The organism is Pararhodobacter sp. (assembly GCF_036802785.1).
Classification (GTDB): Bacteria; Pseudomonadota; Alphaproteobacteria; order Rhodobacterales; family Rhodobacteraceae; genus Pararhodobacter.
Window position 1 is genome coordinate 1 of sequence record NZ_DAIRVN010000078.1, and the last position, 23676, is coordinate 23676.

General features: G+C 64.9%; 30 protein-coding genes, 2 tRNA genes and 1 pseudogene. 18 read left to right on the forward strand and 15 right to left on the reverse strand.

Features of this window, described 5'->3' with window-relative positions:
- Positions 1 to 288 precede the first annotated feature (288 nt).
- The 8 genes from V7Q53_RS19610 to V7Q53_RS19645 form a co-directional block, all read right to left on the reverse strand.
- The gene (locus V7Q53_RS19610) at positions 289 to 879 is read right to left on the reverse strand and encodes a hypothetical protein (protein WP_333830496.1); all 591 of its coding nucleotides are present in this window, start codon (positions 877 to 879) and stop codon (positions 289 to 291) included.
- Positions 880 to 1272: 393 nt separating this feature from the next.
- Positions 1273 to 2970 (reverse strand): hypothetical protein, encoded by a 1698-nt coding sequence (locus V7Q53_RS19615; RefSeq protein ID WP_333830497.1) that lies wholly within the window; start codon positions 2968 to 2970, stop codon positions 1273 to 1275.
- Between the two features lie 164 nt (positions 2971 to 3134).
- Positions 3135 to 4268, reverse strand: a complete 1134-nt coding sequence (locus V7Q53_RS19620) for a DUF7146 domain-containing protein (protein WP_333830498.1) — start codon at positions 4266 to 4268, stop codon at positions 3135 to 3137.
- Positions 4261 to 4455 (reverse strand): hypothetical protein, encoded by a 195-nt coding sequence (locus V7Q53_RS19625; protein WP_333830500.1) that lies wholly within the window; start codon positions 4453 to 4455, stop codon positions 4261 to 4263. Before V7Q53_RS19625 ends, V7Q53_RS19620 begins: the two co-directional genes overlap by 8 nt.
- Positions 4442 to 5665: a DUF6378 domain-containing protein gene (locus V7Q53_RS19630; RefSeq protein WP_333830502.1), complete on the reverse strand. Its 1224-nt coding sequence runs from the start codon at positions 5663 to 5665 to the stop codon at positions 4442 to 4444. The genes V7Q53_RS19625 and V7Q53_RS19630 overlap by 14 nt, the downstream gene beginning before the upstream one ends.
- A complete protein-coding gene (locus V7Q53_RS19635) occupies positions 5662 to 6024 on the reverse strand; it encodes a hypothetical protein (RefSeq protein WP_333830503.1) in 363 nt (120 codons plus the stop codon). Before V7Q53_RS19635 ends, V7Q53_RS19630 begins: the two co-directional genes overlap by 4 nt.
- A complete protein-coding gene (locus V7Q53_RS19640) occupies positions 6017 to 6310 on the reverse strand; it encodes a hypothetical protein (protein WP_333830504.1) in 294 nt (97 codons plus the stop codon). Before V7Q53_RS19640 ends, V7Q53_RS19635 begins: the two co-directional genes overlap by 8 nt.
- The gene (locus V7Q53_RS19645) at positions 6307 to 6609 is read right to left on the reverse strand and encodes a hypothetical protein (RefSeq protein ID WP_333830505.1); all 303 of its coding nucleotides are present in this window, start codon (positions 6607 to 6609) and stop codon (positions 6307 to 6309) included. The genes V7Q53_RS19640 and V7Q53_RS19645 overlap by 4 nt, the downstream gene beginning before the upstream one ends.
- Positions 6610 to 6717: 108 nt before the next feature.
- Here V7Q53_RS19645 and V7Q53_RS19650 point away from each other — a divergent pair, with 108 nt between their 5' ends.
- The 8 genes from V7Q53_RS19650 to V7Q53_RS19685 all read left to right on the forward strand — a co-directional run bounded on the left by V7Q53_RS19650 (position 6718) and on the right by V7Q53_RS19685 (position 10180).
- Positions 6718 to 7326, forward strand: a complete 609-nt coding sequence (locus tag V7Q53_RS19650) for a hypothetical protein (protein WP_333830506.1) — start codon at positions 6718 to 6720, stop codon at positions 7324 to 7326.
- On the forward strand, positions 7327 to 7647 hold the full coding sequence (locus V7Q53_RS19655; RefSeq protein WP_333830507.1) for a hypothetical protein: 321 nt from the start codon (positions 7327 to 7329) through the stop codon (positions 7645 to 7647).
- Between the two features lie 89 nt (positions 7648 to 7736).
- Positions 7737 to 7994 carry a hypothetical protein gene (locus V7Q53_RS19660; RefSeq protein ID WP_333830508.1) on the forward strand — a complete coding sequence of 86 codons (258 nt, stop codon included), beginning with the start codon at positions 7737 to 7739 and terminating at the stop codon, positions 7992 to 7994.
- On the forward strand, positions 7991 to 8206 hold the full coding sequence (locus tag V7Q53_RS19665; RefSeq protein WP_333830509.1) for a hypothetical protein: 216 nt from the start codon (positions 7991 to 7993) through the stop codon (positions 8204 to 8206). The genes V7Q53_RS19660 and V7Q53_RS19665 overlap by 4 nt, the downstream gene beginning before the upstream one ends.
- 111 nt (positions 8207 to 8317) lie before the next feature.
- Positions 8318 to 8587 carry a hypothetical protein gene (locus V7Q53_RS19670; RefSeq protein WP_333830510.1) on the forward strand — a complete coding sequence of 90 codons (270 nt, stop codon included), beginning with the start codon at positions 8318 to 8320 and terminating at the stop codon, positions 8585 to 8587.
- Positions 8584 to 9741, forward strand: coding sequence for a hypothetical protein (locus V7Q53_RS19675; protein ID WP_333830511.1), 1158 nt, complete (start codon positions 8584 to 8586; stop codon positions 9739 to 9741). Before V7Q53_RS19670 ends, V7Q53_RS19675 begins: the two co-directional genes overlap by 4 nt.
- Positions 9742 to 9815: 74 nt before the next feature.
- Entirely contained in the window at positions 9816 to 9944 is a 129-nt protein-coding gene (locus V7Q53_RS19680; RefSeq protein ID WP_333830512.1) for a hypothetical protein, read from the forward strand.
- Positions 9941 to 10180 (forward strand): hypothetical protein, encoded by a 240-nt coding sequence (locus V7Q53_RS19685; RefSeq protein WP_333830513.1) that lies wholly within the window; start codon positions 9941 to 9943, stop codon positions 10178 to 10180. Before V7Q53_RS19680 ends, V7Q53_RS19685 begins: the two co-directional genes overlap by 4 nt.
- An 84-nt stretch (positions 10181 to 10264) precedes the next feature.
- On the opposite strand, the gene V7Q53_RS19690 is transcribed toward V7Q53_RS19685, so the two are convergent.
- Positions 10265 to 10339: transfer RNA gene (locus tag V7Q53_RS19690), tRNA-Asn, on the reverse strand.
- 158 nt (positions 10340 to 10497) lie between these two features.
- On the reverse strand, positions 10498 to 11736 hold the full coding sequence (locus V7Q53_RS19695; RefSeq protein ID WP_333830514.1) for an aminopeptidase: 1239 nt from the start codon (positions 11734 to 11736) through the stop codon (positions 10498 to 10500).
- Positions 11737 to 12086: 350 nt separating this feature from the next.
- Between V7Q53_RS19695 and V7Q53_RS19700 the strand changes: the two genes are divergently transcribed.
- The 10 genes from V7Q53_RS19700 (at position 12087) to V7Q53_RS19745 (ending at position 18372) form a co-directional block, all read left to right on the forward strand.
- Positions 12087 to 13025 carry a bifunctional helix-turn-helix transcriptional regulator/GNAT family N-acetyltransferase gene (locus V7Q53_RS19700; protein ID WP_333830515.1) on the forward strand — a complete coding sequence of 313 codons (939 nt, stop codon included), beginning with the start codon at positions 12087 to 12089 and terminating at the stop codon, positions 13023 to 13025.
- Between the two features lie 411 nt (positions 13026 to 13436).
- A complete protein-coding gene (locus tag V7Q53_RS19705; RefSeq protein ID WP_333830516.1) occupies positions 13437 to 14765 on the forward strand; it encodes a tyrosine-type recombinase/integrase in 1329 nt (442 codons plus the stop codon).
- Positions 14766 to 15048: 283 nt separating this feature from the next.
- On the forward strand, positions 15049 to 15243 hold the full coding sequence (locus V7Q53_RS19710) for a hypothetical protein (RefSeq protein ID WP_333830517.1): 195 nt from the start codon (positions 15049 to 15051) through the stop codon (positions 15241 to 15243).
- 149 nt (positions 15244 to 15392) lie between these two features.
- Positions 15393 to 15992: a helix-turn-helix transcriptional regulator gene (locus V7Q53_RS19715; protein ID WP_333830518.1), complete on the forward strand. Its 600-nt coding sequence runs from the start codon at positions 15393 to 15395 to the stop codon at positions 15990 to 15992.
- An 89-nt stretch (positions 15993 to 16081) separates the two neighbouring features.
- Positions 16082 to 16804, forward strand: coding sequence for a hypothetical protein (locus V7Q53_RS19720; RefSeq protein ID WP_333830519.1), 723 nt, complete (start codon positions 16082 to 16084; stop codon positions 16802 to 16804).
- Between the two features lie 3 nt (positions 16805 to 16807).
- Entirely contained in the window at positions 16808 to 17293 is a 486-nt protein-coding gene (locus V7Q53_RS19725; protein ID WP_333830520.1) for a hypothetical protein, read from the forward strand.
- Positions 17290 to 17670, forward strand: coding sequence for a hypothetical protein (locus V7Q53_RS19730; RefSeq protein ID WP_333830521.1), 381 nt, complete (start codon positions 17290 to 17292; stop codon positions 17668 to 17670). The genes V7Q53_RS19725 and V7Q53_RS19730 overlap by 4 nt, the downstream gene beginning before the upstream one ends.
- Complete coding sequence (locus V7Q53_RS19735) at positions 17667 to 17966, forward strand: hypothetical protein (protein ID WP_333830522.1); 300 nt, start codon at positions 17667 to 17669, stop codon at positions 17964 to 17966. Before V7Q53_RS19730 ends, V7Q53_RS19735 begins: the two co-directional genes overlap by 4 nt.
- Positions 17963 to 18127, forward strand: a complete 165-nt coding sequence (locus V7Q53_RS19740; protein ID WP_333830523.1) for a hypothetical protein — start codon at positions 17963 to 17965, stop codon at positions 18125 to 18127. The genes V7Q53_RS19735 and V7Q53_RS19740 overlap by 4 nt, the downstream gene beginning before the upstream one ends.
- On the forward strand, positions 18124 to 18372 hold the full coding sequence (locus tag V7Q53_RS19745) for a hypothetical protein (protein WP_333830524.1): 249 nt from the start codon (positions 18124 to 18126) through the stop codon (positions 18370 to 18372). Before V7Q53_RS19740 ends, V7Q53_RS19745 begins: the two co-directional genes overlap by 4 nt.
- A gap of 624 nt (positions 18373 to 18996) precedes the next feature.
- Here V7Q53_RS19745 and V7Q53_RS19750 read toward each other — a convergent pair.
- From V7Q53_RS19750 to V7Q53_RS19770, 5 genes and pseudogenes are all read right to left on the reverse strand, one after another.
- A tRNA-Pro gene (locus V7Q53_RS19750) sits at positions 18997 to 19073 on the reverse strand.
- Between the two features lie 57 nt (positions 19074 to 19130).
- Complete coding sequence (locus V7Q53_RS19755; protein WP_333830525.1) at positions 19131 to 20138, reverse strand: DMT family transporter; 1008 nt, start codon at positions 20136 to 20138, stop codon at positions 19131 to 19133.
- 310 nt (positions 20139 to 20448) lie between these two features.
- The gene (gene pheT, locus V7Q53_RS19760; RefSeq protein ID WP_333830526.1) at positions 20449 to 22869 is read right to left on the reverse strand and encodes a phenylalanine--tRNA ligase subunit beta; all 2421 of its coding nucleotides are present in this window, start codon (positions 22867 to 22869) and stop codon (positions 20449 to 20451) included.
- Between the two features lie 132 nt (positions 22870 to 23001).
- The gene (locus V7Q53_RS19765) at positions 23002 to 23328 is read right to left on the reverse strand and encodes a hypothetical protein (protein WP_333830527.1); all 327 of its coding nucleotides are present in this window, start codon (positions 23326 to 23328) and stop codon (positions 23002 to 23004) included.
- 121 nt (positions 23329 to 23449) lie between these two features.
- A pseudogene (locus V7Q53_RS19770) lies at positions 23450 to 23676 on the reverse strand (hypothetical protein); the annotation flags it as partial.

A 23676-nucleotide genomic window follows, 5' to 3' on the forward strand; every position in this document is an offset into this window, starting at 1 on the left:
CCCATGGCCAGATTGCCAGTCATTCCCCTGCCCCCCGTGCCCTTGTCGAACTGAAAACGCTGCATGGGGTCACACAGAGGGGGGAGAGAGAGAGGCCGGGGCCTCCCCCCCGGGGGGTCGAACGGGCGGCGATCGGCAGGCAGGCCGCAAGGGGGGTGGGCCTGCTGGCGAGGCTGCGCAATGGCCGAACCAATTGATTTCCGATCAACTGGCACAGGCCGATTTCACCATGTGTTTTCAATGCGTTGGCCGCAGCGTCCGCGCGGCGCTGTCCGCGTCCCGCGCCGGTCATTCGTCAAGCCCTTGATTTTGCTTGGTTTCCCCCGGCATCGGCGGCGGCGCAAAGCGGACGCCTTCCGCATCGGTCGCACCCGCCGGATTGACCACCCGCGCCCCGTCGCCGGGCTGGCTGCTGGCCGGTGCCGGTGCCGGGCCGGTGAACACCTGCACGCCCAGCTGGGTAGGCGCAGGCTTGTCCACCTTGCCCGCGACATAGGGCATGACGGCCTCTGCCGCGCGCACCTGGGCGGAAAACACCTGCATGAACGTGGCCAGCCGGTGGGCAGGCTTCATGGCCTCGCCCATAAACGCTTCCAACTGCTCGGTGCGCAGCATGGCGGTGGTGAAAGCATCATGCTGGCTGGCCAGCCCTGCCACCTCGGCCAGCACCTGCGCCGGATCGCGGTAGCCCTGCGCATCCAGCCACCCTTTCAGGCCAGACTTCGCCCGCGCCCGGCCACGGCCACCCTTTGCAGGCTCAACCGCCTGCGCCGGGTCCGGCGGCAGCAGGTCGATCTGCTCACCCACCTGACGCGACTTGATCAGCCGCTCGGCTGCCTCTTCGGCCAGCGCTTGGAACCGGTTGTCAGGCTTAGCCATGGCGAAAACCCCCTTTTTGAGCGTTTTCAATGGCTTGAGCCAGCCCACTACACCAAATCGCAAGTGTAGTGGGCTGTAGTGGGCAGTGTAGCGGGCAAAAACCCTTTCTTTTCAGAAGGTTACATATACCCACTACACCACTACAGGTATTTATATCATCTCGCGTGTGTGTGCGCGTGTGTGCGCGCGCATGTACGTGTGTGAGGCGATTTGCTGTAGTGGTGTAGTGGGTGGGGGGTAAGGGTCTGATCTGGCTGCGAAAATGCCCACTACGTTGGGCACTACACTGGCCACTACAGTTCCGGAGTGTAGTGGCCCGGACCCGGCGCTGAAGACAGCGCACGCCCGGCAGACTGCCAGAGGCGCGGATCTTGGTCCAGTGAATTGTGGTGATCATGCCAGATCCTCCTGCGAATATTCCGGTGAACCATGGGGTGCGGGGTGACGGGCAGATTGAGGCGGAAACGCAAAGAGGCCCGGCATCGCGCGCAGCGGCACCGCAACGCCGCGTGTCTTGACCCCGCTCATGGTCAGCGCGACATATTCCGACCCCTCGATGCGCCGGGCAGCCTGAGACCAGACACCGCCCTGCCACATGCTGCCCTCAAACAGATCGCACAGGCCCTGCAGCGGCTTGTTGGCGATGCACAGATCTGCCGTCACGCCATCGCCGCGCACGCGCAAGCCGAAGGGGGCCAGGTACTGGTTGATGCCGCTCGCCGGCACCGCCTCGATCTGCTCGGGGCCGCCCGGCAGCTTGGCCGCGCACTGGACCCACTGGGCGACCGTGTAGCGCAGGCCCTTGCGCCATGGGTCCAGCGTCTGGGTCAGCAGCCAGGTCAGCATGTCATCCGCGTTGCTGCCTACCTCCATCGCATCCTCAGTGGCACTGTGGGCCAGCTCGGTGGCCCATTTCTCCTGCGCGTCGGCATCAGGCAGGCTGAGGGGATGCAGGGCAGCATCGGCCATCGCCAATACGGTGGCGTAGTTGTCCGCGCCGCGTCCGGTCTGGCCATGCAGCGCCAGGGCCGATCGCCAGATCTCCAGCCGCTGTGGCCAAAGTGGCCATGCCTGGACAAGGGCAGCCTTGATCTGCGCGCCGATCCTTCGCCATTCGGGCGGGTGCAGGGTCAGCTTGGGCGCACCTGCGGGGAGGCGCTCCAGATCCAGCAGGATCAGGCGCGATCGATCTTGCGCGGGCATCGGCGGCACAAGGATCGAGGAAAACAGGAACGCCGATCGCGCCTGTGATTGGTGCCCCTTCTGATCGGCACCGCCCCGGAAGATCACGCCGCCCGATGCCGCGCGCCGCGCCAGCTCGACCACGGCCTTGACCTTCTGGGGCCGGTCTGTGTCAGGCTCCAGTTCGTCAACGGCCACGGGCAAGGTGCTGTGACCCAGCACTGAACGAATGCCCGCCTCTGTCGCGTCGGAGGCCTGCAGCAAGCCCGCCTCGCCGCCGTGCAGCAGCAACAGCAACTCCTGGAATGTACTCTTACCGGTGGCGGCGTCGCCGGTCAGCCAGCCGACCGGACGCCAGGACAAGGCCCCGCCCAGCATCTGCGCGCAGGCAAGCCCCAGCGCCAGCACCGGATCGATGCCCGGCCGCCTGAATGACCAACTGCCCAGCATCTCCAGCGCGTGCATTGCGGCCGTGGCATCGGGGACGGGGGCCGGACGGGGAATAGCCCGCTCTGCAGGGAAAACCCGACCAGCGTGTAGCCCCGGCGCATGCCAGACGCCGCCCATCAGCACGGCATCGCCCGCGTGGTAGATCAGGCCGCCGTCATCATCCACCCAGGCACCGGGGCCGCGTAAGCTGCCCTCAGGGTGCCAGAGGCCCTTTTCAAAGCTGGCAGCGTTCATCGCGGCGGCAGCTGTGGCCTGGTCGAATTTTCCGAGGCGCGGGCTCCCGTCCTTGTCGAACTGGGGGAAGTGTCGCGCCAACGCCTGCACGTCACCGCCGAAGAGATTGCGGATCGTGTCGACCTCATGCTTTTTGACCGCGCGCAGCTGGCCCAGTCGATCGAGGTAATAGCTCGTGTCGCCCTGCACACCCAAAGGCTGCACCGGGCAGCCATCCCAGATCATGCCGCGCGGGCGCGTGGGGCGCGGCCTGCGGGGGGGCGGTGGTGACCCACCATCGCCGCCGGGGGCCGCGTCAGCGTCCGGCACAGTCTCCGGCCCGGCGACCTCAGGAGCGTTCTCCAGCTCGTCGCGCAGATCGGCTGGTTTTTCTTTTTTTCTGGGCATTCCTATTCCATTTCGCGCTGAAAGGCGCGCAGTGCGTCGTTGAGATCCTTGCCGCCGTGCCGGTTCTGCCAGAGCCGCACGCGCCGACCGGCGGCCGCATGCGCCCGGATTGCGGCCTGCAGGGCCTTGCGGGCTTCGGGGCTTTCGTCCTGGTCCGCGACCAGCACCACTTCGGTAACCGCCTCGGGCAGCGCGACGGCGCGCAGGTTGCCCAGGGAAATGCCCGCCAACACCCGCGCGTGAGGGGCCAGCACCACCACGCTCAGCGCGTCCTCGATGCCCTCGGCGATGTACACCCGTGCACCAGGCGCGCATTGCGAGAGCGGGCAGCCCTTGCCGCCGCGCGGGCCGGTGCCGCTCCAGATGTGGATCGATCCGCCCCAGTAATGGCCCAGCACCTTCTTGGGCGCGGGCACAGGGGCCTTGTTCCAGCCGTGCGGCCCCTCGGCCAGCCAGGTGCGATGCAAGGCCACCACGCCGCCGTCCGGGCCGGATACCAGCCCCAGAAGCGCCGGATACTCACCCTCAAAAATCTCGCCGGTCACCGGGTCGGTATGCACATACCGGTGCCGGGGCGAAAAGCGCAGCGCGCGCGGCTGGCGGCCCAGCTGCGCCAGATCGATGCCGCGCGCATCGCGCAGATAGGCCTCGGCCGGTGTGCCGCGCAGGGAAGGCTGAGCCTCCAGCCAGATGGCATGGGCAGCGCGGGCCCGGCGCGCGCGGGCCTCGGTCGTTTCGCTCTCGGCCTGGGCGCGACGGCGCGCCGCCTCTTCCAGCGCGCGCTGCCGATCGCGCCGCGCCTGCGGCGTGTCTTCCGTGATGCCCAGCCAGCGCCGCGCCTCATCAAGCGCGCCTTTCAGGTCCAGATTGCGCGACAGGCGGATCAGATCGATCAGATCGCCATGCTCGCCGGTGGCGAAATCGTTCCAGGTGCCCTGCTTGGATCCGGACACCTGCACGACAAAGGATCCGACCGATTTGTCCGGGCGGCCGGGGTTGAGCGTCCACCATTCATGGCCCTGCAGATAGCTGCCCCGTGCCGGTGGCGCGAATTGCTGCGCCACGGCCAGCGCCTGCTGTTCCAGCAGGGCGCGGATCTCGGCGATGCTGGGGCCGGAGCGGGTGCGGTCACTCACGGCTGTCTTCCAGCGCAATGAGGCCGTCGAGAAGCTCCAATTGCTGGCGCTTTGTTCCAGTCATGAACTGGATCAAGTGGTCCCGGTCCTCAAAGAAATCTGGCTTAACGCTGAGCCAGCCATCTTTCCCGGCCTTCACCTTGTCGCGCATCTCGATCAGCGCCTGTTTGCGATCACCCTCTGGCATCGGCGCGCGCCTGCAATTCGGCCTGCACCTGATCCGCCGTGAAGCGGTCATTGTCGGTCAGCTGCAACTTGCGCTTGCGCAGCACTGCGACCTTGACGCCGAAAAGCTCTTCGAGCGCAGGAATTCCGTATTGCAGCACCGTGACATTCATCAGTTCCAGATCGTCTTGCTGGTTCCAGCCATCGGCGGGCAAGGCGTCAAGATGCTCCTGCAGCGTGGGCAGGGGGAGATCACCGGCACCCGGCGCGGCCTCGGCCGCGTTGCCCGCCGCAGCATCAGCGGGCAAGGGGGCGGGCACGGGGGCAGCAGCTGCCCCGGCGCCGGGTGCCTCAGGGCTGGCGGTCGCGTTCGGCCTCGCGCTGCCCTCCCTGTTCTCGCGCGCCGCGTTGATGCGGTCGCGCAACGTCTTGTAAACGCGGTACTCCGTAGCGGGCACCGGGCGGTGCAGCACTTTCGCAATCTCCGGCGGGTTGGCGCCCTCCAGGCGCATGCGCACAGCGATTGCGTCTTCTCTCTCGGACCAGGCGCCGCGATTGAGTTCACCGGACTGGTGTGTCACCGCCGCGACAGGATCCGGAGCAGGATCGTCAGAGGTGGGAAGCGCGCCGCCTTGTTTACCGGCGGTTTGCGGGCGCTGGCCCTGATCGGGCGCGGCAGTCAGCGCGTCGGCCTTCACTGCACCGCTCGGCCCTGCGCTCCCCCCCTCTGCGTCATCATCCACCGGCGCAACCTGCCCGTTACCCGGTGGACAATCCTCTGGTTCGGCTTCTTCGATCACGGTTCGATCGCCCTCCGGCGATCCGCGATCGATCCCGAAAAACACAACAAGGGCGTCCGGGCTCTGTTCCCGCATCGCCTCGGCGGTTTCCCTGCCCTCGACAACATGCAGCGGCCCGCCGCCCTCCACTGCGCACCCGTCCCAGCCGCATCCGCGAAGATCTGCGACCGTTCCGCCTGCCAGCTCACCACCACACGCCGCATATCCCGCCAGATCAACCCAGTTGTCCGCATGGGCCGGATTGCTCCAGGCGCGCGCACCCTTCAGATCGGCCAGCAGGATGCAGACCTGCGCGGGCGTGACAGTGACCCCCAGCCGGGCCGACCAGACACGAGCAATCTGCCCGAAACTATCTTCGGGCTTGCCATGCGTTGCGGCGCGGTCAATCGTCACCGCCTGGCGGGCGGCGTTCAGAACCTCGGATCTTTTCATGGTGCGCTCTCCGGCTGCTGCATGCGCGAAACCGCGACGGCCAGCCGGACCTGCATCACGGCGCTCATCGCATGGGACATTTCCGTCAGCGCCTGGGCGCGACGGGCCTGCGGGGCGGTGGGCTGCATATCGTCCAGCGCCAGGCGCAGTGGCTGCAGCAACGGATTGTCGCTGATCCGCTCTGCCAGCTCTGTCGCCAGCTCCATCGCAAGATCGCGCGCGGCGCGGTCCTGCACCGGAAGCGACAGAACGCCACACGCGTTGATGAACGCCATATCCGGCAGCGTCAGCGGCTGCCACAAGGGCGAAACTGTGTTCCCGTTGGGCGTGGTGCGGCGCTTGCGGCGGGGCTCAGCCATAGATATCCCTCCGCTCCATGTCCGGCGGAGGCCGATGGCTGCACCGGATCAGCTGATTGTGCAGCTCGCGCGCCAGTTTCGCGCGCTCATCCGGATTGCGCCGCACCTCCTGCCAGCGCGCGGCGAAATCCTCGACCATGCGCCGCGTCGGATTGGCCTCCGGCAGCGCGTTGCAGGCGAAGGCGTGCAGCTGCTCTACATCCTCTTCAGGCAGCTGCTCGAAACGCGCCTGAAGGGCGACAACAAGCGTGGCGAACTGCACGCGGGTTTCCGGATCGCCCCTCATGCCGCCTGCCCCTGCGAAACCCTTTGCGGCGCGACATATTCGGCCATCGCCGCCTCAACCTCAGCGCGCGGCGCGCCCCAGATCAGCCACTCGGGGCGCATCGGCAGGCCTTTGGAAGCGCAGTGCGCCAGCAGGCGACGCTGCACGCGCGTTGACGGCAGATCGCCCGCATCACGGGCATTCGAAGGCCGCCGCCAGAGATAGGCGGTCTTCCGGTTCAGCAGGCATATTCCCGCAACCGCCTCGATGCCGCCCATCATGTGTTCGGCCACTTCTACTGGTGTGAGGTGTGTACTCATAGCGCAACATATACGCCGCCGATGTGCGCACCTGTCAAGAAAATTGTTCTAACACTGTGCCGTTTGGGAACTTATGTGTGAGGTGGTAAGTGCTTACTTCCTACCTCCATGGATGCAGCTTGGTTCAAGGCGCAGCAGAAGCGCGCTCAACAGACGACGTTCGACCTTGGCGAGGCCATAGGTCGTGATCGCTCAGTCGTGTCGAAGATCGTAAACGGCTATCAGCGCATGACGCTGGAACAGGCACGGATCTTCGCGGAAAAGCTGGACGTCCCGCTTCACGAGATGATTGAAAAGGCCGGGCTTGGGTCATCCTCGACTGCCCGCCAGATAGCTCCCGGGTTCGCCGAGAGCGATGTCATACAGTGGGATACTCCGGATAGAGCGACTGACCCTGCGCTCATGATCGCAAAAGCGCTCGGCGGCGATCGGGCGGGCGTTGACGTATGGCGGGTCAAAGGGGTTGCCATGGCGCTTGGCGGCTTGCTTCCGGGAGATTTCATGTTGGTTGACACGCATGCTGCAGAGCGCGTCGCGCCAGGCGACGTCGTCATCGCCCAGATTTATAACCGCATCGACACGTCTACGGTGCTTCGCCGATTGGAGCCGCCGGTGCTGGTAGCCGCCAGTGCTGATCCTGCCGATGGCCGGGTCCATGTCGTTGACGGCGTGAACGTGGTTGTTCGCGGCAAGGTGGTCGCCAGCTGGAGGGTGTGAATGCCTGTTCTCTTTGAAGATCCGGATTTTCGGGTCAGCCAGGGCTGGTTCACCTCATGGCGTGTGCTCGACAAAAGCACCGGCGCCACAATCATTCCAACCGCCCGCATTCAGGAACAGATCGGTTTCGCATGGAAACTGGTGCGTCAGCGGCCGCTACCGCCTCAGATGCGCCGCGCCTGTGAGGATGATCTGTTCAGGCGATTTGCGATTGCATCGGTAGATCCGAACGGAATTGAAGCGGCGATTTTCTGCGGCTTCTCCGCTGACGCCCTTGCCCTTGACGTCATACAGGCGCGCCAGAGCGAGTATCCCGATTGATGCTGTGTGCGATAATCGAACAATGTTCTTGACAGTGTGCGGTGCATACCCCTAACTTCTGTGCATCCACTCTTGCACAGGACACCACCATGCAACCTGCCCACGCCCAGACGCGCTTCGTCCCCGATGCGCGCATGACCATCCCCGATCCGATGCTTTCCACCCTCCGCGATCAGGCCTACGGCCTCGGGCGTGGGGAAACCGTGTCCGACGTCGAGGCCCATCTGCTGCTGGCCGCGATGGGGCCGCTTCTGGATGAACTGATCCAGCGGCGCACCGCAATGGCCGCGATCCAGAGCATCGCTGCACCTGGGAACGTGATCGTTTTCGAGCGGGGGCAGTCATGAGGCCTTTTCTCCTGCGTAAGCCAGACGATCTGCCCACATCACACCCCCGGCGCTACTTCGCTGCAGGCAGCAACGTGATCTGCCAGCGGCAGGGCGTTTCTTACCTCGTCTGCAGCATCGACCGCCCGTCGGATAACGGATCCAGCACTGCTGAAACGCTGGCCGGCCGGCTGGCCGACGCGCTCAATCAAAATCCCGTTCTGGCGGCCTGATCTCTCACCGCCAGTGGGAACCGGGGCCGACCGGCGCCATCTCCACCCCCATCGCCGCCCGCAACCCTTACCGCGCCCCAGTCGGCAGGCGCGGCAACCGGAAGCCTTGTCATGCCTGAATTCATCGACACAGCCGAAGTGGCCCGGCGCCTTGAAATGCGGCCCGCCCTTTTCCTGAAAAAACGTGCGTGGATGGAAACCGCACTTGGTTTTCCGCCGCCCATCCCTCTCTGCCATCGGCCGCTGAAATGGCGCGCGGCCGACGTGACCGCGTGGAAAGCCAACCTCGGGCGCGAAACGCCGCTGGTGGTGCCCTTCTTCCGCTCAGCTGTTCCGCCCGGCCAGTCGCTGGCTCTCCTGCGCGAGGCTCGCACGGTATGACCCGCAAGCCGCGCCCGCCGATCGATGACGCACCGCCGAACCTGCGCCAGCGCCTGCGGGCTGACGGCTCATGGCGCGTGTGGTGGGAACCCAAGGCCGAGGCCCGAGCGCTGGGGTTCGCTGTTGTCGAGCTCGATGCCAACCGCCCCACCTGGTCGATCCGCCAGGCCAAGGCGATCAATGCGGATCTCGCACGCAAGACACCGGGCAGCACCGCGGCCTCACGCCCCGCCGGCCGCACCATCGACCAGCTGATCCAGAACTATCGGCGCAGCCCGTCGTTCACCGACCTCGCACCGAAAACGCAGGAAAGCTATGCGCGCCTGCTGGCGCCGATCAGCGCCAAATGGGGCGGCGCGCTGGTGGTTGATTTCACCAAGCCAGTGATGAACGAATGGTATGAGACGATCTTGCGCAGCGGCAAGCCACGCATGGCGCAGGCGCTGATCCGCCAGATGTCGATCCTGTTCTCGCGTGCCGAAATCATCGGCTGGCGAGCCGAAGGGTCCAACCCCTGTTTCCGCCTGAAGATGCGCACCCCCGATCGCCGCCGCCGCCGCATCGGCTGGAAGGAGCTGGATGCGCTGGTCAAAGCCGCTGATGATCTCGGGCTGCACGCGATCGGCACCGCCTGCCTGCTCCTTACCCTGCAGGGCCAGCGCTCAACCGACGTGCGCCAGATCACCCGCGACAGCATCAAGCTGGCGCCGATGACGCCAGGCGCAGCGCCGGTCTGGATCTGGGCCTTTCGCCGCCAGAAGCGCGGCAACGAGGGGGCGATGCAACTGCACCCGGAAGTGGAAGCGCGGCTGCGCCCCGTGCTGCTGGCCGAGGCCGGGCAGCCGGACGCCCCGCTGCTGACCGTGCCAGACACCGGCAGGCCCTATTCCGAGGATCTGTTCATCAAGCATTTCAATCGCGCCCGTGACGCCGCAGCAAAGCGCCGCACGGCGCTGGCAGGGATCCAGATGCGCGACCTGCGCCGCACCTTCGGTGTACTGGCCCGTCAGGCGGGCGCCAGCCGCGAGGACGTGGGCGATGCTCTGGGCAACACCTCAGGCACGGATCCCGCGCTCTATGACATCTACATGCCCGCCACGCTGGAAACCGCCAGCCGTGCTGTGGCCTCAATCAAACGCCCGAAGGAGGCATGATCATCCAACTGAACCGCGATGTGATCGGACGACGGATATGTTTTACGAATTGGCGTCAAGATAGGAGCGCGGAAATGACCGACGATCAAGACCGCTATTACACCCGCCACCAGCGCCGTGAGGGGGCCACCTGGCGCGATCTGGCATCCGTCGGCACCCTGACCGCCCTGGCATCGGCCCTGCTGGCCTGGTGGCTCTCATGAGCGCGCTTACCGTCAGGCCCTGGGGCGTCGGTTATGCCATCTGGCAGGGCGACAAACGGGTCACCGGCCAGATCGGGAATGCGGCGATCGCCGAACGCACCGCCGACCTGCTTACGATCAAGAGCCAGGCGAAGCCGCGCCCATGCCTGTGCTGCAATGCAACCTTCATCAGTGCCGGGCCGGGCAACCGCTTGTGTGATACCTGCCGCCGGTATGCCGCGCAGATCGTCACATGACGCATCGTCCGCCGGGGGACGGTCGCGGACGGCGGACGCACTCACTTTCATGAATGCGTTAACCGTCTGTTTTTCTTGGATTTTTGGCTCCGGCGGTAGGGATCGAACCTACGACCAATTGATTAACAGTCAACTGCTCTACCGCTGAGCTACGCCGGACCACGGGGGCGATATAGCAAGGTCGTTTTGCCGCGTCCAGAGGGCAATGACGTTTTCATGGCGGTTTCTTTTTTGCCTGTCGTTTCCCCAGCCCTGACTGGCGTGATGCGGCGGCGAACCGGCGGGCGAGCCCTTCGCCCCCGGCTCCGCCGCGCCTCTCAAACCCACTCGCCGCGACGAAATACCGGCACAACGGTGCCGTCGGCGGTGAGGCCGTCGATATCCGTTTCTGCGCCGCCGATCATCCAGTCAACATGGATCATGCTGGTATTGCCGCCGCGCGCGCCGATCTGCTCCTTACTCAGCGTTTCACCGTTGGTGAAACATTTCGAATAGCACTGGCCAAGCGCGATGTGGCTCGCGGCATTCTCGTCATAGAGGGTGTTGTAGAACAACAACCCCGATTGCGAGATCGGCGAGGAATGGGGCACCAGCGCCACCTCGCCCAGACGGCGCGCGCCTTCATCGGTGTCGAGCAGCCGCTGCAGCACGGCCTCCCCCTTCGTGGCGCGTGCCTCGGTGATGCGCCCGCCCTCAAAGCGCACCTCGATCCCGTCGATCAGGCTGCCCTGATGCGACAGCGGCTTGGAGGCGCGGACGTAGCCCTCAACGCGCTGTGCATGCGGGGTAGTGAAGACCTCTTCGGTGGGGATGTTGGGGTTGCAGACCACCCCGTTGCGCGCCTCCGAGGCACCGCCGTGCCAGGCGTGATCATCCGCAAGGCCCACGGTCAGATCGGTGCCGGGGCCGGTGAAATGCAGGGCGGAAAAGCGCTGATCGTTCAGCCAGCGGGTGCGCCGTTGCAGCCCGGCGTTATGCGCCTGCCAGGCACCGACCGGGTCGTCGCCGGTAACGCGCGAGGCGGAAAAGATCGCCTCGGCCAGCCGGGCCACGGCCGCATCCTCGGGCAGATCGGGGAAAACCCGGCGCGCCCAGGCCGGGGTCGGATAGCTGACAATCGACCAGTTGATCTCGAAATTGGCGATTTTTTCCAGCGCGGGCTGATAGGCCAGCGCATTGGCCTTTCCGGCCCGTGCTGCCTTGTCCGGGTCCTGTTCGGCAAGCATCATCGGGTCATCCCCGACAATCGCCATACGCGCCGCGCCCTCGGCAAAGGCCTGCGCCATGCCCTGATACAGCCAGCCGGGGGCGCGGTCAAAACTGGCATCGGTCGCATGGCGATAGCGCGCCAGCGTCACCTCCTCATCCCCCAGAATCGGGGTGACAACCCCTGCCCCCGCCCGGTAAGCCGCCGCCGCAACACGGCGCACAAGGGGCAGCGCGGCCACCGGGGCGGTAAGGACCAGATCCTGCCCGGGCTGAAGATTGAGGCCGATCCGGACGGCGACATCGGCAAGCCGGTCCAGTTGTCGGGGGTCGATGGGGTTCGTGGTCATGGGTTGCCGCTCCGTCTGTATTCTGGCGTCAGATTTCCCCTGCGGGGTGATCGTGCCGAATGTGACCCGCGCGCGCGCCATTCGCAACAGGCCGGAGGCCGGTTTATCGCGGTCGCGCCGGAATGCGTGCGCCGGAGGGGCAAGTCGGGCCGGCGCCGCTGATCTGCGCAGCATCGCGCAGCCGGCGTTAATCCCCGTTTCGCTTTCCCGCGCTACGGCGTTTAGCTCGTCGGTAGCACCGAGGGTTGGCCATGCGGGATCAAGCGGACGTTGCCTTGCACTTGGAAAAGGATTGACCCGGGGCACGAAAGACACATAAGTTGTATAATGCAACTTAATCCGAGCATCTCATGCCACTCACCCCTGCGCCCGACACCATTGACGCTATCCGCACCGCATCGCGTGAACTGGTGCGCCAGCTTGGTTTCATGGGAGGAAAGTTTGCCGGAACTGACCTTCCCCCTTCTGCGGTGCATGCTCTTGTCGAAATCGAATCCGGCGGGGTTACCGCGCGCGATCTGACCGAGCGCCTTCATCTGGAAAAGTCGAGCATCAGCCGGATGCTGCGCAAACTGGTGGAATCCGGCGAAGTGATCGAGCAGCCCGGCGAAGACGGTCGCGTCAAGGTTCTGGGTCTCTCTGAGGTTGGTCGACAGCGTGTTCATGCAATTCATGCCTTTGCCGCTGCGCAGGTCTCTGATGCCCTTGATCGCCTGACACCCGGTCAGGCGCAGAGGGTGAGAGAGGGATTGAGCCTGTATGCGGGGGCCCTGGGGGCAGAGGCATTGCCGCCTACGGCGCAAATCAGGGTGATCACGGGGTATCAAACCGGACTGATTGCCCGGATCACACAGATGCATGCGCTTTACTATGCGCGCAGTGCGGGCTTCGGGCAGGAGTTCGAAGCCGGGGTCGCGGGAGGGCTTGCCGAGTTCTGCACCCGGCTGCACCGTCCGGTCAACGCCATCTGGACAGCCGTGCAAGGTCAGGAAATCGTCGGATCGATCGCCATCGACGGCGAAGATCTGGGCGAGAATGTCGCCCATCTGCGCTGGTTCATCCTTGATGATCACGTCAGGGGCACCGGGGCCGGTCGCAGGCTGCTTTCCGCCGCGCTCGATTTCGTGGACCAGAAAGGCTTCGCAGAGGTCCATCTCTGGACATTCAGTGGCCTCAATGCAGCGCGGCACCTCTATGAGGGTCATGGTTTTGAGTTGGCAGAAGAACGTCCAGGCATGCAATGGGGCAAGGAAATTCTTGAGCAGCGTTTCGTGCGGCGTCGCGCTTGACGGTCAGCTCAGGACTCGCCACTCACCCCCGCATTCCTGAGAAGCCTTGCGCCCGCGCCCCGCAGACAAAAGATGTAAAAGGCCTGATCCCGGCCAGACCAGACCACAGGCACCGCGCTGCACAAAGGATGCCTTGTGACAAAGAGGGGAAATCTTCGCGGCTGACATCATCGGGGAAATTGGTCGGAGCGAGAGGATTCGAACCTCCGACCCCCTGCTCCCGAAGCTATGGCCTGCCCACTTTACTGTGTTTTAGAACACTGGCGATTCACTAAAGAAGTCCTTGTTTCTCATTTATTATATAGCGATTTCAGTTGCTTGGCTCGGACTCCAAGTCGTAGGCGGGGTAAAGCGGCGCTTGGCGCTGCTTCGCCGCAACTGCTTATGATCTGCTTACGAGGAGCCAAACCCATGCCTGACCCTACCGCCAAGCACCTGCCCGTGAAGCTCACGAAGGGGTATGTTGACCGCGTGAAGCCCGGTCAGACTGACGAGTATCACTGGGACGCTGAAACCAAGGGCTTCGGCCTGCGGGTCAACCCTAGCGGCAGAATGAACTTCATTGTGCAGGGTCGCATCGACCTGAACAAGCCTGCCGCCCGTATCACCATCGGAGCATACGGCGTGTTCACCGTGGACCAAGTCCGCGAGGTGGCGCGCGAGCACTTGCGGTCCATGCGCATGGGCATCGACCCGCGCGACAGCAAGCGCGAGGACGAAGCCAAGGCCGTCACTTTGCGGCAGGTGGCCGATGCGTTCTTCGCGCGGCCCGGTATGCTCAAGGAGAACACCCGCGACGAAATGGACCGCCACCTGACTACCGCCTTCGCCAAGTGGCTACCCCGCGCCATCGCCAGCATCACCCCTGCCGACTGCCGCAAGCGGTATGAGGAGATCGCCACCAAGGGGCTGCGCAAGACGCCAGCACCTGCCCCCGGCAGCGCAGCCTCGGCCTTCAAGATCCTTCGCACCCTCATCAACTTTGCGATGGAGGAATACCAGACGCAGGACTGCGCGCCGTTGATCGCCCGCAACCCTGTGGCCATCATCAAAAAGGAACTGGCCGCGCATGAGAGCAAAGTTCGGACCCGGCATATCGACCGCCGCGACGTGGGCATGTTCTGGCATCATTTGACCACAGCGCGCCAGAACCCTGCATTCAGCGCCGACACCCGCTGCGGCATCGACCTTGTGATGTTTCTTCTTCTGACAGGCACCCGCCGCAACGAGGGGGCCATGCTGACATGGGACCGCGTCAACCTTGATGACGCTGACCCGGCCAACAACTGGTTCCACCTGCCAGACCCGAAGAACAAGAACCCCGTCTGGTTGCCGCTCTCGTCGCAAGCGGTGGCCGTTCTCAAGGCCCGCAAAGCTGCCGACGACAGAGCCGCAAACAAGAGCAAGTTCTGCTTCCCGTCGCGCAGCGCAGCAGGCCACATCAAGGACACCCGCGCCCCGCTGGAGCGGTTCAGCGTGGCTATTGGCATGGACCGCCTGTCAGCGCACGACCTGCGGCGCAGCTTCGTGACACTCGGTGTCAAGGCCTGCCGCCTCGACATTGCGAAGCTCGAGTTGCTCACGAACCATGTGCCGCAAGGCGTTACCGCGCGTCACTACCTTGAGACGAGTGACCTACGCGACTACACGCCAGAGGTGCAGGCTATCGGGGATTACATCGAGCAACAGGCGCTGATTGCGGCTGGTGGGAATGTGGTGGCCTTGCCGTTGCGTGCGTGACGTGCGCTGCACCCCCGGTTTTCTCGGGCACCAGCCGGGGGCCGGGGTTTGCCGGGGGTAGGGTGGCCCCCGCGCGCAACGCGGCTGTGCGGGGCGGCTATGCGTATTGTTTCCGCAACCGCATCTAGACGAATCGCATGCGCCATGCTCTATTTACTTCACCGTTCGCCGTGTGGCACAGCCCACATGAATTAGCTTGGCAGTCAAGCAGGCGTGAGATGAGCAATGCTCGTCCGCCTGCTTTTTTGTTGCAGCGGCGGGCATTCTGAAAGGAATGACCACAATGGCTATCAATACCGAAGAAGCGAAAGCGGCGACCGTCGATATCTGGAACGCCCTGGATGCCCTGCCGGGCCACCTTTTCGGGCAGAGGGCGTTCGAGAAGATCGCCCTTACTGCATACCGCAAGGCCGTGCTTGAAAAGCAGCGTCGGGATGAACACCCCGTTCGCATTGCAGCGGAACAGCTCGCCCAATAAACCGAGTGCATTTCGGGCAATACGGCCACGCTTTATTGCGGTATACTGTGCAAGTGGCCCGCCTTATCCGATAGGGCGGGCCGTTCAATTCAGAAACGCGAAACTGGCTGCGTGTCTCGCCGGGCTGTTATGGTCCAGGAGCGACGCAAATGACCACAACGATTGATCTTGGCGACCTTCTCACGACGAAGGAAGCCGCAACCCTTCTCGGGTTGAAAGCCAACACCCTCGAAATCTACCGCCACCAAGGGAAGGGACCACCCTTCTTGAAGCTGGGCAATGAGCACGGCTCAGCGGTTCGCTATCAGCGCTCGGTCTTGGCCGCGTGGCTGGCAGAACGGTCCTTCACGAGCACCAGCGCCCACACCGCCACCGTCAAGGCCAAGCGCGCGCCCGGCTTCACGGTTGGCCCGAGCGCCATTCCCGGCCCTTGGAAGGGCACCAGCGCAGCCAGCAGCCAGCCGCAGGGCGCACCCGCCAGTGAGGTTGCAGCACGAGCACGCTGGCAGGTGCAGCTTGCGGGCGGGCTGTGGTGGACGGGTGCTGCGGGCGAACCCGGCGCGGGTGAGCTGTGGTTATGTCGAGCATGTGTCGTTCCCCCTTTGGTTGTGGACGACACCCCTTGCAAGACACCTCGCCCGAGCCACGCAAGCGAATTGTGTTCTCCTTGTGTTCTGGTCGGTGAAAGTCTCGACCCGCTGCTACCAAAGCAGTCTGTCTTGGCCTTTGGAAGCGACGCATCATGTTGATGTAAATAACAAATTTGTCGCGCCCCACTCGCAACTGTCCTACCCTGCAAGCCAACCGTAACTATCACGCCTGCAAAGCGAGGGTGAAAATGGCAGTCGATCTTGGAATGGAAGTTGGAACGCTGGTGACGCCGTCACTGCACCCGCAGACGGTGGCGTCCCTTGAAGATTACGACGATGACACGAAAGGGGAGTTGGCGCAGGTCGTGACCGCGTTCGACACCGCATACAAGGGCATCGCACAGGTGTTCGAGGCGCGCGAGAAGGCAAAGCAAAACCTAGCTTGGAGCGAGGCGACGCAGACCATCATGGCGCAGGACTTTGCGGACAAGGTGTTCGCCAAGGTCGCCGGGGGCTTTGACAAGGTTCACCGCAACCTGACCAGCGGCATCGCTGCGCTGGAAAAGGAACTGACCGGCCCGATGGACACCGCTGCCGCAGGGCGGTTCGGGCGCGAGATTCGTGACCATGTGAAAGCGCTGCCGGACGGCAAGCGCACGCCGTTTGTCATTGATGCCATTGAGCGGGGGGATTTTGATGCTGCTGCTGCCGTGTTGTCAGCGCCCGCCTACCTGAGCGGACTGACCGAGGCCATGCAGGCGAACCTCGTGCGCCAATGGCATACGAAGCAGAACCCCGTGAAGGAGAAGCGGCTGCGCGCGATGCAAGCTGCACTAGACCTTGTGCATCAGCGCGGCGGGCTGGTCTTCAAGGAGCTTGAGCGGGCCGTTGGCGCACCTCCCCACAAGGTCAAGGCGCTGCGCGACGCGAACACCGCCGCCGAAAAGGCGTTCGTCATGCGGGGTTCTTGATCCATGGGCCATCAAAACCTTCCCGATCAACCTGAATGGTTGAAGAACCACAACCCTCCGCCCGGTCACGGTCGCGGCAATCCGAAGTGGCACAAAGGCATGAAAAGTCCGAATCCGCATGGGCGAAAAGCCGTCCTCGGAATGGCGCGGACCGAGATGGCAAAGCTGCTCCAGGACAACGTGGGCGGCGTGATGGAGAAGCAGATTGAGAAGGCGCTTGAGGGCGATTCCGCTGCTGCCCAGCTTGTGCTGTCGCGTGTCGTCGCCCCGTTGAAGGCAAGCGGCGAGCGGGTGCGGTTCAGCTTCGACCCGACGCTTCCGCTCAGCGAGCAGTTGGCACAGGTTGCGGTTGCAGTGGCGTCAGGCGACGTGCCGCCCGATGTGGGGCAGCAGATCAGCGCCATGCTGAGCAACCTCGCCAACGTGCGGACGACCGAGGAACTGGAACAGCGCTTGACGCTGCTTGAAGCGAAGGCGGTGAACCCATGAGCATCATCAAGACCGAACGGAACACGGTCTACGCCCTCGAACCGTTGCCCGAGGACTGCTTTGTGCAGACCTACCTTGGCACCCCCGAGGGGCGGGAATTGCTGACCACATGCCATGTGGACGACTACAGCCGCGCGGTGGCTGACGCGGTGCGCATGGCGGACCGCATGGATTACCCCGTCACGCTGGTGCCGATCACGGCCAGCGAGTTTACCGCCAAGCACCGCGAGAAGCTGGAAGCGCTGGACGATCAGACACGCGGTCGCCTGAGGCAGGTTGCCATCGCGTCCATGCTGGAGGTGCTGCGCGATTGCGACGAGCCCGATACGCGGACCGATGCCTATGGGGTGCTTCAAACCTTGGGAGTATTGAAATGAGACGCAAACCGGATGGATGGCTGAGCGGATACCCTGTGGTCACTGACATGCCCGCACCTGCACCGGACGACCCGGCTGTCAGCTATGTTGACGGCAAGGGGTTCCGGCGCGAGGGGAGCGAGGCCATCCCTGACTACGGCGTGACGCGCGCGGACATGGAAGCGCTGCGACAGCGGCACGTTGAGGCCGGGGAGGGTCGGCAGCGCTATGCGGAACTAAACCTGCGTCGGACGTTGGACGCCGCACCTGCCATTGTCGCGCTTGAGGCGGAGTTGAAGGCGCGGAGCGGGAAATGACCACAGCTCAGGGCAAGCCCGCATCGCAGCCCACGCCCCGCGACACAGCGCGGCAGGTGGATCGCATTCTGACGACGCTGGAACGTCGGCAAGCCGACCAGCAGCGCGGGACCGCCATCGTGCGGGCGCTGACGGCGGTGAAGCGCAAGGGTGCGCCGTGAGCAGCACCCGCGCCCTCCTGCGCCGAGTCGCCAAGCTGGAAGCGGCACGCGCCCCGCAACTCTCGCCCATCGAGTTGGCGTATGGGTCGTTTGCAGCCTTCGAGGCCGAGGTTCAGGCCGACATTGCAGCGGGCAAGCTGGACCGCGACTTTCCCATCGAGGGGCTTCGCAAGTGCCATGCTGACGGGGTGTGGGGCCAGTGGCAGCGCGGCAGGAACCAGTTGTGGGAACACACAGTCCGATGAGTTGCGTGCTGACACCCCCTTGGCTCGCGGCAGGTGCGGCGCAGCAACCCCGATCCCAGGGTGCCAGCAGGGTTAGCGGCGGCAAGGGTGCGGATCGCGCTGTGCCGCCAGCACAGCCGCGCAAGCGCACGCGCTTCGACACCGGCTTCGCGGAACCGGAGCCGTGGGGCTTTGACGGGTGCAGGCGGCGCGAGGCGGTGCTGGACCATGACCACAACCCGCCGCGTGTGGTCAGGTCTGTCGGATGGCGGCGCTGCATGTGCTGCACCCGCGCCTTCTGGAGCCAAGACGTCATAGCTCTGCGCATCTGTGACAGGTGCAAGGGGAACGTCGACAAATCCGCTGCCATGTAAGGGGACTGGCAGAGCGGCGGGAGCGGGCTTGCCACCCGCGACGGGGCATAGCGTTCAGTTCCCCGATAAATCCAACGGACGCAGACAGGGCGCGGGGCCTCCTTTAACCCGCGTGACCTGCCCAGCACCTCGCACCCCTCGGGTGCGGGGTGTTTTGCTGAGCGAGTCGCCGGAAGGGTCTGCGCTGCTTATCACTGGCTTACGACATAGGTCTAAGCGCTGGGCGGTGCCCCGAGGGGTGTCGCTAAGTGCTTGAAATTATACGGGAATTTGGTCGGAGCGAGAGGATTCGAACCTCCGACCCCCTGCTCCCGAAGCAGGTGCGCTACCGGGCTGCGCTACGCTCCGACCGTGGGCGCGGAGTAACCCGGGCTGCGCGCTTTTGCAAGAGGCTATTGCGCGGGTTCAGCGATGCGCGGGTCTGGTGTCAAAGGCCGGTGGCTCGTGCTCCGGCAGAAGCCCCGCGCGCGATGCGGCGGCGGTCTCCATCGGCAGCCGCGTCGCCAGAACCGGCTGGTTGACCGAGACATTGCGCCGGGTTTCGCGGAACAGGATGAACAGGCCGCTGGCAATGATCACCGCCGCCCCCACCATGGTCCAGCGGTCCGGAATCTCGCTGAAAAACAGCCAGCCGAACAAGGCCGCCCAGATCATCTGCGAATACTGCATCGGCGCCACAACCGTCGCTTCGGCCCGCCGATAAGCGGCAATGATGCAGAGCGCGGCGCTGAACGCCAGCGCCGCCACCAGCGCGAGCGCGGCCATGTCGATCGCCGCGACCGGCACATAGACCAGCGGCATCAGCGCGCCCATGACCACGAAGCTTGCCACCATCGGATAGAGCATCAGAACCGCCGCGCGCTCTTCACGCCCGATCCGGCGCACGATAACCGAGGAGGCCGCCGAACAGCTCGCCGCCAGAAGCGCCGCGGCATGGCCAAGCGTCAGATCCGCCGAGCCGGGGCGCAGCACGATCAGCACGCCCACCAGACCGACAACCACCGCCGCCCCGCGATGCATGCCCACATGCTCACCCAGCACCGGGATCGACAGCAGCGTGATCAAAAGCGGCGTGGCGAAGAGAATCGCATAGGTCTGCGCGAGCGGCAACACACTGAACGCATAGAACACCGCCGTCCAGCCGCTCACCATCGACACCGTGCGCGCAAGGTTCCACCAGGGATGGCGCGCGCGCAGGGTGCCCGGCGTCGGATCCTGCAGAAGCATCAGAATGATGAGCGGAAAGCTGAACAAGACGCTGAAAAACACGATCTGGAAAACGCTGTAACTGGCGCCCAGATATTTCACCACCGTGTCATGCGTGGCGTAAAGCGCGAAAGCCAGCACGCCCAGCAGCGGCCCCGCCGCCCCGCTGCCAGAGCGCACCGTTGAAGTCACTGAAGTTGAGGTCATGCCGCCTTTGCCGTGCTTTCAGAATACCCCGGCAGCTTAGACCGGGTTCACAAAGGTGCAACCCCCTGCCGCCGCCCTCCGGGTTGCCCCGGCCCCGACACGCAAAACTTTTCAGCGCATTGGAAAAAAGCCGCCCGCCCTGATTTCACCTGTTCCCAAATATCCCGGGGGAGGCCGTTCTGCGCAGCGGAACGGCCGGGGGCAGCGCCCCCATTCTTTTTTTATGCGAAAACAAATGGCCAACCCGGCACATCCGCCGAACCGGGTCAAGGGCACCAGCTCACAGGCGCCACGGCCCCTGCCCAGCCCCTCAGCCCCGCAACACGCCGCCGGTCGCTTTGGCGACCTTGTCGATGATCTTCGCGCTGACCCCCTCGATCTCCTCTTCGGTCAGGGTCTTGCCCTGCGGCTGCAGCCGCACCGCGATGGCGAGCGATTTCCTGCCCGCGCCCATCTGCGCCTCGGCCTTCTCACCGGCGAATTCGTCAAAGACCCGCACGGTTTCGATCAGCGCCTTGTCGGCACCCAGCGCTGCATTCACCAGCGTCAGCGCCTCGGCCTGCGCGTCCACGACAAAGGCGAAATCGCGCTCGACGCTTTGCAGGTCATGGAGCGCCAGCGCCGGGCGCGTTGCAGCGGCGTTTCTGGGCATCGGCACTGCGGCCGGATGCAGCGTGAAGGCCACCGCCGCGCCCTTGATCCCGTAGGCGCGCAGGATACGCGGGTGCACCTCGCCATAGCTGGCCAGCACCAGCTTAGGCCCCAGCGTCAGGCGCCCGGCGCGGCCCGGGTGAAGCCATGGTGCCACATTGCGGTCGATCTGAAGCTTTGCTGGCGCACCCAGCGCGGCCAGAACCGCCTCAGCATCGGCCTTGGCATCGAACAGGTCAACCGGGCGGCGGCTGCCATGCGGATCGCGCGCGGCAGAAGCGCCCAGCAGCAGCCCCGTGGCATGCAGCGCCTGCTCGCCGGGCTCCCCGCCGCCGAACACCGGCCCCAGTTCGAACAGCGCCATATCCATCGCCCCGCGCGCCTGATTGCGGGCCGCGGCCTGTAACAGGCCGGGCAGCAGGTCCGGGCGCATATGGGTCATTTCGCTGGAGATGGGGTTTTCCAGCCGCACGCCATCGCCCCCGCCATCAAAGAGCGTGGCCGAAGCTGCGTCGATGAAGCTGTAGGTGACGCATTCATGATAGCCCAGCGCCGCCAGTGTCCGCCGCGCCAGCCGCTCGCGCCGCTGCATGGGCGTGAGGATCGGGACAGGCACGCCTGCGGTGACGCGGCGCATCGGTTTGCCTTCCAGCTTGCTCAACGAGGCCACGCGCGCGACCTCTTCCACCAGATCGGCATCGCCCAGAACATCCGGGCGCCAGCTTGGCGGGGTGGCCATATCGCCGTTCAGGGTGAAGCCCAGCGCCTCCAGCGTGGCGCGCTGCTCGGCCTCGGGAACATCCATCCCCACCAGCTTGCCCATGCGCGCCGGATCGAAGCGATAGGCGCGCGTGGTATCGGGCACAGCCCCGTCGGCGACAACGGCCGAGGCCTCGCCGCCGCACAGATCAAGGATCATCCGCGTCGCCAGTTCCAGCCCCGGGCCGGTGAAGGCCGGGTCCACCCCCCGCTCGAACCGGTAGCGCGCATCGGAGTTGATACGCAGCGCCCTGCCGGTGGCGGCGATGGTGATCGGGTCCCAATAGGCCGATTCGAGGAAGACATCGGTGGTCTCTTCCGTACAGCCCGAATGCTCGCCGCCCATGATCCCGGCGATGCTTTCAACATCTGCCGCATCGGAAATCGCCATCATGCCAGCGTCCAGCCGATAGGTCTTGCCGTCGAGCGCCAGTATCTCCTCACCGCCCTGCGCGGGGTGGATGCGCAGCACATTGCCCGAAACCTTCGCCATATCGAACACATGCAGCGGGCGGTTGAGCGCGAAGGTGAAGAAGTTGGTCACATCCACCAGTGCCGAGATCGGGCGCAGGCCAATCGCTTTCAGCCGCCGTTGCAGCCAGACCGGCGAAGGCCCGTTCTTAACCCCGCGGAGGACGCGGCCCATGAACAAGGGGCAGCCCCTGACCTTCAGCACCGGGTCAATCTCAACCCGCAGACCGCTGTCGAATGCCGCCGGCACAGCGTCAACCGGCAGCGGTTTCAGCACGCCCAGCCCCCGCGCCGCCAGATCGCGCGCGATGCCGCGCACGCCCAGCGCATCAGGGCGGTTGGGAGTGACCTTGACGTAGATCATCGGGTCATTGAGGCCCGCGTAATCAATATAGCGCGCGCCCAGCGGTGCATCGCCGGGCAGCTCGATAATGCCGTCGTGGTCTTCGGACAGTTCCAGCTCGCGCTCGGAACACATCATCCCGTTCGATTCCTGCCCCCGGATCACGCCCGGTTTCAGATCAACCCCGGTGCCCGGCACATGCGTGCCGACGGGCGCGAAGACCCCCACCAGCCCGGTGCGCGCATTCGGCGCGCCGCAGACAACCTGAACCTCCTGCGGAGCGCTGTCCGGCCCCTGCCGGACCTCGACACGGCAGACACGCAGGCGGTCGGCATCGGGGTGCGGAGCGGCCTCGATGATGCGGGCGATGCGGAAGGCGCCCAGCCGCGCGGCGGGGTCTGCAACCTCTTCGACCTCAAGCCCCAGATCGGTCAGCGCCTCAAGGATCGCTTCAAGCGGTGCTTCGGTTTTCAGATGGTCCTTGAGCCAGGACAGAGTGAATTTCATCGCGCCTTCCCCGAATAGAACATGGCGCACCGGCATCCTGCCAGCCGCGCCCGCTACCGATTAGACCAATCCTGCCGCCATGAAAAGCCGTGAAGCCAAAGCGCCTTGCGCGCGGCCCGGCTGGCGCCCCCGTCAGCCGTCGCTGCGCGCCTCAAGCTGGCGCTGCAGCAGATCGACCTCGTAGCGCGCTTCGCGCAGCCCGTCCATCGCGGCGCGCAGCTCTGCCCGGGTCTGGGTCAGCTCGCGGTTCAGTTCTTCCTCGCGGTGGTGAATATAGGCAACGGCCTGATCACGGGTTTCCTCGGCCTCGTGCAGCGCCTGTGCCAGACGCTCAAGTTCGCCGAGGTCGGCCTTGGTGACACGGGTGAAGCGGAAGATGACCCAATGCGCGAACCAGCCCAGCGCGAAAGCCACGAAAAGAATGATCGCCGTGACGATGATGAATTCGATGCGGTTCATGCGCGGCAATCCTTCAAAACCATCACTCCCGGGTTCTTTCGGCGGTTCTTTCGGCGGTTCTTTCGGCGGAACTGAACCCGGCGGGTCTGGCGGGTGCCCCTGTTTCCGCTATTTCGTCAGATTACTCAACCACATCGTCGTCTTGGGTCACCAGATCAGCCGGGCGGGGCATGGGCTGGGTGCCGGGCGAAGGCGGCGCGGGGGTATCGGCAGGCACGGCGTCCGTGTCTGTGTCGGCAACCGTAGCCGGATCGGCAGGTGTGCCGGCCTCTGCCGCCTCGCCCTCTGCGCCCTCTTCCTCAGTCGCCGGTTCCGTTTCCGGGGCGGCAGGGCGGCGGGGGCTTGGAG

Bases quoted from the DNA above. Each gene is read 5' to 3' on its own strand.
- V7Q53_RS19685 (WP_333830513.1), top strand. From the start codon at position 9,941: ATGAGCGCGCTTACCGTCAGGCCCTGGGGCGTCGGTTATGCCATCTGG.
- V7Q53_RS19730 (WP_333830521.1), top strand. From the start codon at position 17,290: ATGAGCATCATCAAGACCGAACGGAACACGGTCTACGCCCTCGAACCG.
- V7Q53_RS19675 (WP_333830511.1), top strand. From the start codon at position 8,584: ATGACCCGCAAGCCGCGCCCGCCGATCGATGACGCACCGCCGAACCTG.
- V7Q53_RS19755 (WP_333830525.1), bottom strand. From the start codon at position 20,138: ATGACCTCAACTTCAGTGACTTCAACGGTGCGCTCTGGCAGCGGGGCG.
- V7Q53_RS19740 (WP_333830523.1), top strand. From the start codon at position 17,963: ATGACCACAGCTCAGGGCAAGCCCGCATCGCAGCCCACGCCCCGCGAC.
- V7Q53_RS19665 (WP_333830509.1), top strand. From the start codon at position 7,991: ATGAGGCCTTTTCTCCTGCGTAAGCCAGACGATCTGCCCACATCACAC.
- V7Q53_RS19625 (WP_333830500.1), bottom strand. From the start codon at position 4,455: ATGCCAGAGGGTGATCGCAAACAGGCGCTGATCGAGATGCGCGACAAG.
- V7Q53_RS19680 (WP_333830512.1), top strand. From the start codon at position 9,816: ATGACCGACGATCAAGACCGCTATTACACCCGCCACCAGCGCCGTGAG.
- V7Q53_RS19705 (WP_333830516.1), top strand. From the start codon at position 13,437: ATGCCTGACCCTACCGCCAAGCACCTGCCCGTGAAGCTCACGAAGGGG.
- V7Q53_RS19630 (WP_333830502.1), bottom strand. From the start codon at position 5,665: ATGAAAAGATCCGAGGTTCTGAACGCCGCCCGCCAGGCGGTGACGATT.
- V7Q53_RS19655 (WP_333830507.1), top strand. From the start codon at position 7,327: ATGCCTGTTCTCTTTGAAGATCCGGATTTTCGGGTCAGCCAGGGCTGG.
- V7Q53_RS19735 (WP_333830522.1), top strand. From the start codon at position 17,667: ATGAGACGCAAACCGGATGGATGGCTGAGCGGATACCCTGTGGTCACT.
- V7Q53_RS19700 (WP_333830515.1), top strand. From the start codon at position 12,087: ATGCCACTCACCCCTGCGCCCGACACCATTGACGCTATCCGCACCGCA.
- pheT (WP_333830526.1), bottom strand. From the start codon at position 22,869: ATGAAATTCACTCTGTCCTGGCTCAAGGACCATCTGAAAACCGAAGCA.
- V7Q53_RS19765 (WP_333830527.1), bottom strand. From the start codon at position 23,328: ATGAACCGCATCGAATTCATCATCGTCACGGCGATCATTCTTTTCGTG.
- V7Q53_RS19635 (WP_333830503.1), bottom strand. From the start codon at position 6,024: ATGGCTGAGCCCCGCCGCAAGCGCCGCACCACGCCCAACGGGAACACA.
- V7Q53_RS19695 (WP_333830514.1), bottom strand. From the start codon at position 11,736: ATGACCACGAACCCCATCGACCCCCGACAACTGGACCGGCTTGCCGAT.
- V7Q53_RS19710 (WP_333830517.1), top strand. From the start codon at position 15,049: ATGGCTATCAATACCGAAGAAGCGAAAGCGGCGACCGTCGATATCTGG.
- V7Q53_RS19660 (WP_333830508.1), top strand. From the start codon at position 7,737: ATGCAACCTGCCCACGCCCAGACGCGCTTCGTCCCCGATGCGCGCATG.
- V7Q53_RS19640 (WP_333830504.1), bottom strand. From the start codon at position 6,310: ATGAGGGGCGATCCGGAAACCCGCGTGCAGTTCGCCACGCTTGTTGTC.
- V7Q53_RS19610 (WP_333830496.1), bottom strand. From the start codon at position 879: ATGGCTAAGCCTGACAACCGGTTCCAAGCGCTGGCCGAAGAGGCAGCC.
- V7Q53_RS19715 (WP_333830518.1), top strand. From the start codon at position 15,393: ATGACCACAACGATTGATCTTGGCGACCTTCTCACGACGAAGGAAGCC.
- V7Q53_RS19670 (WP_333830510.1), top strand. From the start codon at position 8,318: ATGCCTGAATTCATCGACACAGCCGAAGTGGCCCGGCGCCTTGAAATG.
- V7Q53_RS19645 (WP_333830505.1), bottom strand. From the start codon at position 6,609: ATGAGTACACACCTCACACCAGTAGAAGTGGCCGAACACATGATGGGC.
- V7Q53_RS19725 (WP_333830520.1), top strand. From the start codon at position 16,808: ATGGGCCATCAAAACCTTCCCGATCAACCTGAATGGTTGAAGAACCAC.
- V7Q53_RS19615 (WP_333830497.1), bottom strand. From the start codon at position 2,970: ATGATCTGGGATGGCTGCCCGGTGCAGCCTTTGGGTGTGCAGGGCGAC.
- V7Q53_RS19720 (WP_333830519.1), top strand. From the start codon at position 16,082: ATGGCAGTCGATCTTGGAATGGAAGTTGGAACGCTGGTGACGCCGTCA.
- V7Q53_RS19650 (WP_333830506.1), top strand. From the start codon at position 6,718: ATGGATGCAGCTTGGTTCAAGGCGCAGCAGAAGCGCGCTCAACAGACG.